We start from the raw sequence: 13,064 nt of genomic DNA on the forward strand, positions 1-13,064 counted from the left end.
ATGGAAACAGGAATTTTGTCCATTGACTCAATGTTCCCTATTGGACGTGGTCAGAGAGAGTTGATTATCGGTGACAGACAGACAGGAAAAACATCCATTGCCACAGATACCATAATCAATCAGAAGGGCAAGGATGTTATATGTATATATGTTGCCATTGGACAGAAGGCATCAACTGTAGCAAAGATAGTTTCAACGTTAGAAACTCATGGGGCAATGGATTATTCCATAGTAATGTCATCTACAGCCAGTGATGCAGCATCATTACAGTACATAGCACCATATGCAGGTACAGCCATGGCAGAGTATTTTATGCATCAGGGAAAAGACGTACTTATTGTATACGATGATTTATCAAAGCATGCGGTAGCATACAGAGCCATATCATTATTGTTAGAGCGTTCACCGGGACGTGAGGCATATCCGGGAGACGTATTCTACCTTCATTCAAGATTGTTGGAGCGTTCAAGTAAGTTAAGTGATGAATTAGGTGGCGGTTCCATAACAGCCCTTCCTATTATTGAAACTCAGGCAGGAGATGTGTCAGCATATATTCCTACAAACGTTATTTCAATTACTGATGGTCAGATATTCCTTGAAAGCAACTTATTCTTCTCAGGTATGAGACCGGCAGTAAACGTTGGTCTTTCCGTATCCCGTGTAGGTGGTGCGGCACAGACTAAGGCAATGAAGAAAGCAGCAGGAAGCGTAAGAATTGATTTGGCACAGTATAGGGAAATGGAAGTGTTTACCCAGTTTTCATCAGATTTGGACGAAACTACAAAGAAACAGCTTAATCACGGAAAAGCTCTTATGGAATTATTGAAGCAGAAGCTGTGTAAGCCTTATTCATTACATGAAAAGGTTCTTATACTGCATATGGCAAATAATGGAGTTTTTGATGATATTCCAACTGATGAAGTTAAGTCATATTGCGGAGAAGTATTAAATTATATTGATTTGAAGCATCCGGAAATTTCAGAGGAAATAGAGACCAAAAAAGATTTATCAGATGAATTGTCAAAGGCAATATTAGCAGCAGCTGATGAATATAAGGCTACTAAGTAATTGATGGATTTTTGAAGTAAGAGAGGTCAGAAATGGCAAACACAAAGGAAATTCAGGAGAGAATGGCGAGTATCAATGATACACTTAAAATAACAAATGCAATGTATATGATTTCCTCGTCAAAGTTAAAAAAATCAAAGAAAATGCTGGAAGATACGGAACCTTATTTTTACGCGTTACAGTCTCAGATGGGGCGAATTTTAAGACATGTTCCGGATATGGAAAGCATATTTTTTAGAACAAGTGAAAAAAGTCCTGAAGAAAAGAGAGCCGGGTACATTGTTATTACGGCGGATAAAGGACTTGCAGGTTCATACAATCATAACATATTAAAAATTGCAGAAGAACATCTGAAAAGTCAGAAGAAGCACAAGCTTTTTGTATTGGGAGAGGTAGGAAGGCATTATTTTGAAAAAAGAGGATGCCATATTGATAAGCAGTTTCATTACACAGTTCAGAATCCTACCTTAAACAGGGCAAGAAACATTACGGAGGAATTACTTCTTTCATATATAAAGGGTGAACTTGATGAAATATATATTATATATACAAAGATGGTTAGTCCAATAAAGGAAGAGGCGGAGCTTTTACAGTTACTTCCTCTTAAAAAAGCAGACTTTCAGGTTCAGATTCCGGCAGGAATACCTATAGAGCAGGTATCCTTCAGACCATCGCCGGAGGAGGTTATGAACAGAATTGTTCCAAGATATATTGAAGGTTTTGTATATGGTGCTTTAGTTGAAAGTTATTCCTGCGAACAAAATGCAAGAATGATGGCTATGGAAGCTGCAACTAAAAGTGCTAAAGATATGTTGCATGAATTAAGTATTTTATACAATCGTGCAAGACAGGCTGCCATTACTCAGGAAATTACCGAGGTAATAGCAGGTGCAAAGTCTCAGAAAAAGAAAAAGTAGCATAATACATAGAATTTATCTACAGTTAAGATTCATAAAATGGAGGAACATTTTATATGGAAACAGGAAAAATAGTACAGGTTTTAGGTCCTGTTGTGGATGTTGTCTTTGAAAACGGAAAGCTTCCGGCAATTAAAGATGCATTAGAAGTACAAAACGGTGACAAAAAATGTGTTATGGAAGTGGCACAGCATATAGGAAATGATGTTGTACGTTGTGTAATGTTAGCGTCAAGTGAGGGACTTTCAAGAGACATGGAAGTAGTGGCAACGGGAAGTGGTATAAAGACACCTGTTGGTGAAAAAACATTAGGTCGTCTCTTTAACGTATTAGGAGAGGCAATAGATGGTGGCGAGCAGCCTGACAGTGAAGAAAAATGGGTAATTCACAGAGAAGCACCTAGCTTTGAAGAACAAAATCCTGCACAGGAAATATTAGAGACAGGAATTAAGGTTATTGATTTGTTAGCACCATATGCAAAAGGTGGTAAAATCGGTTTGTTCGGTGGTGCCGGTGTTGGTAAGACAGTGCTTATTCAGGAACTTATCAGCAACGTAGCAACTGAGCATGGCGGATATTCCATATTCACAGGTGTTGGAGAAAGATCCCGTGAAGGTAATGATTTGTGGACAGAAATGAAAGAGTCAGGGGTTCTGGAAAAAACAGCCTTAGTGTTCGGACAGATGAACGAGCCACCTGGAGCACGTATGCGTGTTGCTGAAACAGGACTTACAATGGCAGAATATTTTAGAGATGTGGAACATCAGAATGTATTATTGTTTATAGATAATATTTTCAGATTTACCCAAGCGGGTTCAGAGGTATCAGCCCTTTTAGGACGTATGCCGTCAGCGGTAGGTTATCAGCCAACCCTTGCCAATGAAATGGGTGAACTTCAGGAAAGAATTGCCTCTACAAAGAATGGTTCAATTACATCAGTACAGGCAGTATATGTGCCGGCTGATGACTTAACTGACCCGGCACCTGCTACAACATTTGCCCATTTGGATGCTACAACAGTTTTATCAAGAAAGATTGTTGAACAGGGTATTTACCCGGCAGTTGATCCCTTGGAGTCTACATCACGTATATTAGAGGAAGATATTGTTGGAAAAGAACATTATGATGTAGCACGTAAGGTTCAGGAAATTCTTCAGAAATACAAGGAATTACAGGATATTATCGCAATTCTTGGTATGGAAGAGTTATCAGAAGATGATAAAATGCTTGTATATAGAGCAAGAAAAATCCAGAAGTTTTTGTCACAGCCATTCCATGTGGCAGAAAACTTTACAGGGGTTAAAGGTGTATATGTTCCTCTTAGCGAGACAATAAAGGGCTTTAAGGCTATAATTGACGGCGAGATGGATGAATATCCTGAGAATGCATTCTTTAACGTAGGAACTATTGAAGATGTAAAGAAAAAAGCTGAAAGTATGGCTGAATAATGTTACAAAATTGGCTTTTGATACTCACATCATAATACATTGTTTTCAAATGAAAACGGAATGGGGTAACATATGGCAACAAATACATTTAATTTAAATATAATTGCCGCAAACAGAGTGTTCTTTTCGGGAAAATGCTCATCGGTTATTGTGCCGGCACATGACGGTCAGGAAGAAATTATGGCACACCATGAAAATATGGTAAGTGCCGTGGAAAATGGAGTCTTGAAGTTCAAAAAAGACGGAGAAAAAGACTACGAAACAGTTGTAGTTGGTGCAGGCTTTGTTGAAACCATAAATAACCGAGTTACGGTTTTGGTGGAAACTGCAGAGAGGCCGGAAGAAATCGATAAGGTAAGGGCTGAGGAAGCAAAAGAAAGAGCTCAGGAGCAATTGAGACAGAAGCAGAGTATCCAGGAGTATTACCACTCCAGAGCATCTCTTGCAAGAGCAATGACAAGACTTAAGGCTACAAGCGGTAAATAATTTACGAATGAAATGATATAAAGAATTAATTTAGCAGTTGGAGTGTTAATGGTGAAATATCCATTAAATACCACAACTGCTTTTTTTATAAAAGTTGAAAATAACGTGGGAACACATTGAAAAAAGAAACAATTATAAAATTAGAAGCCTTTAATAAGAAAAAACAACATTATATAATTTAAGTATATTATTATCATAAGAGAGGAGAGTTGTTATGAAGAATAGAATATTGGCTTATATAGTAATTATTGCCACGGTTTTTCAGATGTTTTCAGGGATATCCCATGACTTTAAAAGTATGAATGTAATGGCGGATGAAAATGAATTATCACAACCGAAAATGGTTGATGGTACATATCAGATTTCAAGTGCAAAGGAATTAATGTGGGCAAAAGAAAATCCCGGTAAGGACTATATACTTACTAGTGACATTGATTTATCAGGATATGAAAATTTTCAGGGAATTGGAACTGAAACAGAACCTTATTCAGGGGAATTTAATGGAAATGGACATTCTATAAAGATAGGAATTAACAGGACGGATTCAACGGAGGAGATAGAGAAAATAGGCCTGTTTAATTATGTTTCAGGAGAAATACATAATTTGGTTGTTACAGGAAGTATAAATGTTTCTGTGGCAGGTGGATATGTAGGAGGAATTTCAGCTGTACTATCAGGAGGATATATATATGACTGTACAACGGATGTAGCAATTAATGCCACAGGAACGAAAGAGGCGCTAAATGTAGGTGGAATAGCAGGAGGTGTGAAAAATGAACAAAAGGAAAGTACCATTGAAAATTCTGTGAATAATGGTGAGATAAATGTTAATGCCATGTCAGCCCAAAGAGGGGAAAATGATTATAACAACGGTACATCAGGAGCTGTTGGAGGAATAGTAGGGTTAGTGGTTGCTAAAAGTGGTGTTAAAGTAGCAAGAACCATTAATAATGGTGAGATTATTGTAAATGGCGGTAAGGACAATATAGGTGGAATTGTGGGACAAACTTCCGTTAATGAAAATTCTACATATGTTGATATAAGTTATTGTGCCAATAAAGGTAATATAGAGGTATATAAAACAGAAGGGGAAAGAGCAGCAGGAATTATAGGATATGTTAAGAGTGGAAAAATAAGATATTGTTACAATGTGGGAAATGTAGTGGAATACACTGATAATGGAAATACATTGGCAAGAAACGGATATGGAAATTATTTTGGAATATTTGGTTATGCAAACCTGTCATCTGATAACAAGTTGTCTGTATTATATTGCTATAATGCCAGTGAGAAAAAACTTGAGGCAGAAATATGTGTAGTTAGAAATCCTTCTAATGGAGAATTTAAAAATTTCTATATGTCAGGCAGAAGTGAATATGAAACAGAATTAAATAGTAATGCAACAGCAGGTACAGCAGGAGAAACATTTCAAAATTCAACTGAATTGTATAATAAAATAACAGCTTATACTGAGGGTGCAAGTGCCTATAGGAAAAACAGTCAGGGGGGTTATCCGGTGCTTTATTTTGAAAAAAACGCTGTATATGAAAGCAATCCCACAGATAATGATACAGTAGATGTTAAGTTAGAAAATATGCCAAAATACATTGACGGAGTGGTTTCTGATAACATTTATAATTGTGGCCCGGGTATGGCAAGTGATGAAAATGGAACCACATCAGAGGATGCAAAGATGGTTGTAATAAAAGATACAAGTAGGAGCACTTTTGAGGATTATGTAGACAAGTTAGTGTGCAGAGGGTACGGGAAAACGAGCAAGAGAGAGATGGAAAACAATATGTATTATACTTTAACTAAAGCTGGACGTATATACTATATATATTATACTTATAGTAAAAATGAAGTAAGGGTAATATGCGATTATGCTTCAAATACATTGCTTTCAAACATCAGCACAAAACTGACAGGTGACAGTGAAACAGAAATGTATATGTATAGCATAGATTACACTAAAGGAGAATCAACTACCAGTGTAACGGATTACTGGCAGATAGATTGTGGTATGATGTTTATAATAAAGCTGGCAGATAACAGTCTGTTCTTAATTGACAGTGGACATGAAAGGCAGTCATCAAAGGAGGCAATGGCAGCTGAACTTAATTTTATGAGAAAAATAACAAATACCTCCGAAAATGATAAAGTTAAAATAAGAGGATGGTTTTTCTCACATGCCCATGGAGATCACGTTTTTGGGGCACATCAATTTGTAACAATGTATCATGACTACATCGATGTGGAAAGTGTGTTGTTTAATTTCCCGGCATATGGAGTCGTAGGTGGTTATGATGGGGGAACCTTTAAAATGAAAAAGGCATTTAACACATATTTTCCAAATGTTAATCATGTATCTCTTCATACAGGACAGAGGTTTTCAATGCAGGGGGTTAATTTTGACGTAATGTGTACTCATGAAGATTGGGTAAGTACTGATGGAAAAACCACTTTAGGCGGTGACATGAATACAGCATCCACAGTGCTTAAGATTACAATAAACGGAAAAAGTCTTATGTTGCTAGGGGATATTAAAAAAAGTGACCAATTGGAAAAAATGTACGGAAATGAGCTAAAAAGTGATATGGTTCAGGTTGCCCATCATGGATATAACCGCCTTACATCTTTATATAAAGCCATTGGTGCAAAATATGCTATATGTCCTAATTCGGAAGAAAATGCAGGGCTTAATAGCGGTAACAAACAAAAATTGCAGGATATTTTAGATGCAGGTGCAACTAAAGCAATATTTGCAGGGGAATATACCTACAAAATAACAACAGATAACGGAATACAAATGAGTACCTATGATAATTATAGAAAAGAGCTGGGAATAGATTTTGATGCACCAGGTGGTAATTTAAGCGAAGTAAATGGGAAAAATGCCGTAATAGGAAGTGATAGTGATATTGAAAAGGGAAAAAAATTAAGAGATGAGTTAATAACAGTGTCTGTAAATGGTTCACCGGTATCATCAAAGAATGCAGGAAATGCCATAAGAACAGAAAATGCATATATGGCATTTGACGGTTCAACATCCACGAAATATTGTACGGAAACCATACCGGCAAATATAAAGTGGAAGACAACTAAACCGGTTTCCATAGATGAATATGTTTTATATACTGCAAATGACACACAAAATAATCCTGGAAGAAATCCCGTAAAATGGATATTAAAGGGTTCAAATGATGGAAAAAACTGGAATATAATTGATGCTGTGTCAGATGGAAATTTACCGGCTAAAAATTATACAGGAACTATTTTTAAATCAAAGAATCCGGGAAAGTATTGCTATTTCGCAATTTGCTTTTTGGAAATAAACAGTGGAAACATATTACAGTTATCAGAAATTGAACTAATAGAGAATCAGCAGCAAAACATATCAGATAAGGTTAATGTTCAGGGATTTCAGATTAGCAATGTATTAAAGGGAATTAGAACAGTATCCACCGTGGAGCCGCAAATAGACGGCATGGAAGTGATTGAATTTGGCAACGTTTACGGTGTAGATGAAAATGGTGTAAGTGAAGATGATATGTATGTTGGAAGTGAAAGTAAATATATTTCCACAGTGAAGGCAACAGAAAATGGAATTATTAATAAACAGTATTCATCATCTGAAACGGCTGTAAATTATGTTATGACAATGTGTGACAACGGAACAACAGTGGCTGCATATACAAGAAAGTATTATGTAAGAGCTTATGCAAAACTATCTGATGGTAGTTACCTTTATAGTAAAGTATATAGTTATTCCATATATGATGTGGCAAAAAAACTATATGATAATGCATTAATGTCTACATATGCAGGTCACAGGTATTTATATGAGGATATATTAACAGTTGTTGATAGTAATTACAAAGAAGTAAAGTATAATTGGGGAGGAACTATAGCAAGATAAATAACAAAAAAAGTGGTATAATGAAGTCATAAAAATTAAGGGAGATAAGTTATGACCGATATTAACACAGATACAATAAAAAACATGATTAACCTGGCAATAGAGCAGATAAAATATTCATACGCCCCTTACTCTGATTTTAAGGTAGGAGCGGTGCTCATGTCAAAAACAGGAAAGTTATACACGGGATGTAATATTGAAAATGCAGCATACACTCCTACAAACTGTGCTGAACGTACGGCATTTTTCAAAGCCATAAGTCAGGGAGAAAGGGAGTTTATGGGAATATGTATTGTTGGAGGAAAAGGAGGAAAAATAGAAGAGATGACAGCACCCTGTGGCGTTTGCAGGCAGGTGATGATGGAATTTTGTAATCCTGAATCATTTGAAATAATATTGGCAGTTAATGAGAATAATTATAAAATATTCAAATTAAAGGAAATATTACCCTTGGGATTTGGCCCTGAGAATATAAGGAGGAAACAAAAATGAAGAGAGTGTTTTTAATTGTTTTAGACAGCTTTGGAATAGGGGAGGCACCGGATGCTGATAAATTCGGAGACGTAGGAGCCAATACTCTTAGAACCATAAGTGGCAGTCCTAAATTTAACTGCCCCAATATGACTAAACTTGGATTGTTTAATGTTGAAGGTACGGATTATAAGGAAGGCGTTGAAAATCCAATAGGAATGTATGGAAAAATGCAGGAAGAAAGCATGGGAAAGGATACTATTATTGGACACTGGGAATTAGCAGGACTTGTAAGTCATAAACCTATGCCAACTTTCCCACAGGGCTTTCCGGATAGTTTTGTAAAAGAATTTGAAAAGAAAACAGGAAGAAAATGCTTATGCAACAAGCCATATTCAGGAACGGAGGTAATAAAGGATTATGGTGAGGAGCATATGAAAACGGGAGCGTTGATTTTGTACACCAGTGCAGATAGTGTGTGTCAGATTGCAACTAATGAGTCGATAGTTCCTGTAGAAGAATTATATGAATATTGCCGTATGGCAAGAGAAATGCTAATAGGAGATATGGCTGTGGGAAGAGTTATTGCAAGACCTTTTGAGGGTACGAATAAGGATGATTTTAAACGTACCACCAGACGTCATGATTTTGCATTGTCTCCATTTGCGGATACAATGCTTGACAAGATAACTAATTCCGGAAAAGAAGTTATAAGCATTGGAAAAATTGTTGATATTTTTAATAACAGAGGAATAACTAAATTTTATCGCACCACAGGAAATCAGGAGGGAATGGAAAAAATCGCTCAGGTTGCAAAAGAAGATTTTAACGGCTTGTGTTTCCTTAATCTAGTTGACTTTGATATGCTGTATGGTCACAGAAGAAATATTGAAGGTTACGCTAATGCGGCAACGGAGTTTGACAGATTTTTAGGTGGATTTATGGAACAGTTAAGGGATGAGGATTTGCTGATAATTACAGCCGACCATGGCTGTGATCCGGCGTTTACAATGACTACGGATCACACAAGAGAATACGTTCCTTTGCTAATTTACAATAAAAATATTAAACCGAAAAATCTTGGAATAATAAAGGGATTTTCTTATGTTTCAAAGGTAGTATGTGAAAGTCTTAACATTTAAAAAAATAACACTGAAATAAAAATATTACACCTTATATAATCATAGTATCTGGTATAAGATAAAGCTATATTGAGGTAGCATAAAGGGTATAAAATATTTTGGAAAGTGGAGTAAAGTAAAAACGGTAAAAGTTAAAAAGTAGTAATTTCATCATATTGAAACTGTCATGTTGATAAATAAAAATGTCCCATGGCAGTTTCTTTTTTTGTGCAAAAAACTATTGACATATTATGGCATATATAATAATATAACATATGAACAATGGTTCATATGTTTAAAAGAAAGGAATGATACACAGAAGTATCAGGTAAATCATATGGAAGAAAAGTTACAGAGTTGTGGAGAGCATCATCACCATGATGATGTGGTAGAAAGCAGAAGCTTAAATATGCCGGACGAAGGTATGCTTTGTGATTTGGCAGAATTTTTTAAGGTGTTTGCCGACTCCACCAGAATTAAAATTTTATATGCATTGTCAGAAGGTGAGTTGTGCGTATGTGATATTTGGCAAAGTTTAGGACTTACACAGTCAGCAGTATCACATCAGCTTAGAATTTTAAAACAGATGCGGTTAGTAAAGTACAGAAAAGAGGGAAAAACTATATACTATTCATTAGATGACGGACACATCCAGTCCATATTAAATCAGGGCCTAGAACACGTTATGGAGTAGGAGGAAACAAAATGAACGGAGTTCATTTTCTATAAATGTTTCCGACGAAATGCCGCTGACCGAAGGGAGGGGGCGCTACATCTGAGGAGGAAACAAAATGAACGAAGTTCATTTTCTATAAATGTTTCCGACGAAATGCCGCTGACCGAAGGGAGGGGGCGCTACAATAATTAATTAGGAGGAAGGACAATGAATTTATATGACAACATAATAAACAGAAAAAATGAACGTAGTCATGAAGGTGGAAGTGCTAGTCACAGCCATGATGACCACTGTTCATGTGGTCATGACCATGACCATGAACATCATCACGATCATAATCATTGCTCATGCGGTCACGATCATGATCATCACGGACATAGCCATGGATGTGACTGTTGCGAAGATGGTGCAGAAATTGACTTAAGAAAAACAGTAGCGGGAGTTGTGGTATTTTTAATTGCCATGGTGATATTTCATATTCCGGGATTGTTTAAAACCATAGACATTGACATGGCACAGCTTATAACATATCTCCTTATATATCTTTTAACAGCAAGAGATATTGTATTAAATGCCATAAAAAATCTTTTTAAAGGAAAAGCTATGGATGAGCAGTTCCTTATGACGGTATCAAGTTTGGGAGCATTTTTCGTAGGACAGTATCCTGAAGCATGTGCCGTAATGTTATTCTACATGGTAGGTGAATTATTCCAGGATTACGCCGTTGATAAATCAAGAGATTCCATTACAGATTTAATGGATATCAGACCGGATTATGCAAATCTTTTAAAGAAAGATGGCTCATATGAAAAAGTATCACCTGACAAAGTAAAAATAGGTGATACAATCATTGTAAAACCGGGAGAAAAGGTTCCTCTTGACGGTGTGGTTATAAGTGGTCAGGGAAGTATTGATACATCATCTCTTACAGGAGAAAGTCTTCCAAGAGAAACGATGGCAGGAGATGATATAATCAGTGGTTCAATTAGTATAAATGGAGCCCTTACAATTAAAGTAACAAAAGAATTTGGTGAATCAACAGTTTCAAAGATACTTGAATTAGTTGAACATGCAAGTGGTAAGAAAGCAAAAACAGAAAGATTTATTACAAGATTTGCAAAGGTGTACACACCGATTGTTGTTGCATGTGCAGTGGTATTAGCTATAATACCTCCCCTTGTTGTAAGCTTCGTATTAGGTGGAAACATTGCTGATTTTGCCAAAACATGGCAGCCATGGATTTACCGTGCTTTAACATTTTTAGTTGTATCATGTCCTTGTGCCCTGGTAATATCAGTACCCCTTAGCTTCTTCGCAGGAATAGGTGCTGCATCTACTAAAGGTGTTCTGGTAAAGGGAAGCGATTACTTAGAAAAAATATCAGGATGTGACACAATCGTATTTGATAAAACAGGAACTTTAACAAAAGGAATTTTCAAGGTTAGCAAAATAAACTCAAAGTTGTCCGATTTAGAATTTTTAAAGGCGGCAGTTATTGCGGAAATATATTCAAATCATCCTATTGCAAAATCATTAAAGGACGCATTGAAGATTACTGATTCAAAAGCCTACTTTGATATTGAGGCAAGACAGAATGAAATTTCCATAGAGGAAATACATGGAAAAGGCATAAAAGCACAGTTAGACGGAAGCACTATTCTTGCAGGAAATAAGAAACTTATGGATCAGTTTGGTATTGCCAGTGATAATGCACAAGGTGCAGCAACGGTTGTATATGTAACTGTTGACGGACAATATTTAGGATATGCCCTGATTGAGGATCAAATTAAGGAAACATCTAAGGAGACAATTAAGAAATTAAAGGAATTAGGTGTTAAAAAGACGGTAATGCTTACAGGTGACAGAAAAGAAATCGCAGACAGCATTGCTAAGGAATTAGGAATTGACGAAGTTCATTCAGAATTACTTCCGGCAGACAAGGTATCTCATGTAGAGAAACTTTTAAAGGAGAGCAAAACATTGGCATTTGTGGGAGATGGTGTAAATGATGCACCGGTTCTTGCCAGAGCAGACGTGGGAATTGCCATGGGAGCCATGGGAAGCGATGCTGCAATTGAAGCGGCGGATATTGTATTAATGGATGATAATCCGAAAAATATTACAAAGGCAATTAAAATATCAAGAAGAACCCTGTCTATAGCAAAGCAGAATATTATCTTTGCATTAGTAGTAAAAGTTGCCGTTCTTGTATTAGCGGCAGTTGGTATAGCAACTATGTGGGCTGCAGTTTTTGCAGATGTAGGTGTTTGTGTACTGGCAATTTTAAATGCAATGAGAACAGCTAAATAATTAGTCAGAATATAACAGGAATGGCTGCATTAGATTTATGTCTAAATGCAGCCATTTTTGAATATGATAATTAATAAAGACTAATAATGGTAGAAAATGAAAAAAACGACGGTTGTAATTGTAACAGAAGTAATTATTTTATGCATTTTAATAATATGTTTTATTTTTGGAAAAGTACCTGATAATAAGGAATCCGTAAAAACCAGTGAAGCAAATTTAAATATAAGTGACATGAAAGGTACCATTCCAAGGGTGGCATTAACATTTGATGACGGACCAAGCACAAAATATACGGAAAAACTATTAAAAGGACTAAAAAAAAGGGGAGTCAAGGCAACATTCTTTCTTACAGGAGAGAGGATTTCTTATTCTGAAAAGATAGTGAAGCGAATGAAAAAAGACGGGCATGTAATTGGAAATCATACGTATACCCACATAGATTTGGCAAAAACCGGATATAATGAGGCAAAAAAAGAAATTGAGGATACCAATAATGCCATTAAGGAAATAACAGGAGAAAAGCACAGGATATGTTGAATCAGTTTTCAAGAACCCAGTTACTGCTGGGTGCAGATAATATGGAACGGCTTGCAAATGCAAAAGTTGCAGTTTTTGGAATCGGCGGAGTCGGCGGTTATGTGGTTGAGG

10 protein-coding genes and 1 pseudogene are annotated in these 13,064 nt (G+C 36.3%); all 11 read left to right on the forward strand.

Annotated elements, in window-relative coordinates:
* Positions 1–1,068 (forward strand): F0F1 ATP synthase subunit alpha (gene atpA / locus Q5O73_RS07660; protein WP_302669394.1); only part of this gene is annotated, 1,068 nt, incomplete at its 5' end.
* A 32-nt stretch (positions 1,069–1,100) separates the two neighbouring features.
* Positions 1,101–1,985 (forward strand): ATP synthase F1 subunit gamma, encoded by an 885-nt coding sequence (atpG, locus tag Q5O73_RS07665; RefSeq protein WP_118588790.1) that lies wholly within the window; start codon positions 1,101–1,103, stop codon positions 1,983–1,985.
* A gap of 56 nt (positions 1,986–2,041) precedes the next feature.
* Positions 2,042–3,433: a F0F1 ATP synthase subunit beta gene (gene atpD / locus Q5O73_RS07670; protein WP_021952721.1), complete on the forward strand. Its 1,392-nt coding sequence runs from the start codon at positions 2,042–2,044 to the stop codon at positions 3,431–3,433.
* A 72-nt stretch (positions 3,434–3,505) separates the two neighbouring features.
* Positions 3,506–3,919 (forward strand): ATP synthase F1 subunit epsilon, encoded by a 414-nt coding sequence (gene atpC, locus Q5O73_RS07675; RefSeq protein ID WP_021952720.1) that lies wholly within the window; start codon positions 3,506–3,508, stop codon positions 3,917–3,919.
* Positions 3,920–4,133: 214 nt separating this feature from the next.
* Positions 4,134–7,838: a hypothetical protein gene (locus Q5O73_RS07680; RefSeq protein WP_302669395.1), complete on the forward strand. Its 3,705-nt coding sequence runs from the start codon at positions 4,134–4,136 to the stop codon at positions 7,836–7,838.
* Between the two features lie 51 nt (positions 7,839–7,889).
* Complete coding sequence (gene cdd / locus Q5O73_RS07685) at positions 7,890–8,330, forward strand: cytidine deaminase (protein WP_118588793.1); 441 nt, start codon at positions 7,890–7,892, stop codon at positions 8,328–8,330.
* Entirely contained in the window at positions 8,327–9,451 is a 1,125-nt protein-coding gene (locus Q5O73_RS07690; protein ID WP_302669396.1) for a phosphopentomutase, read from the forward strand. Before cdd ends, Q5O73_RS07690 begins: the two co-directional genes overlap by 4 nt.
* Before the next feature lie 316 nt (positions 9,452–9,767).
* Positions 9,768–10,124, forward strand: a complete 357-nt coding sequence (locus Q5O73_RS07695; protein WP_021952717.1) for a helix-turn-helix transcriptional regulator — start codon at positions 9,768–9,770, stop codon at positions 10,122–10,124.
* A gap of 189 nt (positions 10,125–10,313) precedes the next feature.
* Entirely contained in the window at positions 10,314–12,416 is a 2,103-nt protein-coding gene (locus Q5O73_RS07700; protein ID WP_302669397.1) for a heavy metal translocating P-type ATPase, read from the forward strand.
* A gap of 96 nt (positions 12,417–12,512) precedes the next feature.
* On the forward strand, positions 12,513–12,953 hold the full coding sequence (locus Q5O73_RS07705; protein WP_302669398.1) for a polysaccharide deacetylase family protein: 441 nt from the start codon (positions 12,513–12,515) through the stop codon (positions 12,951–12,953).
* Positions 12,947–13,064 (forward strand): annotated as a pseudogene (locus Q5O73_RS07710) (tRNA threonylcarbamoyladenosine dehydratase); the annotation flags it as partial. The gene Q5O73_RS07705 and the pseudogene Q5O73_RS07710, both read left to right, overlap by 7 nt.

It is taken from the genome of Eubacterium sp. AF15-50, from assembly GCF_934835595.1.
In the GTDB taxonomy this organism is placed as follows: Bacteria; Bacillota; Clostridia; order Lachnospirales; family Lachnospiraceae; genus Eubacterium_G; species Eubacterium_G segne.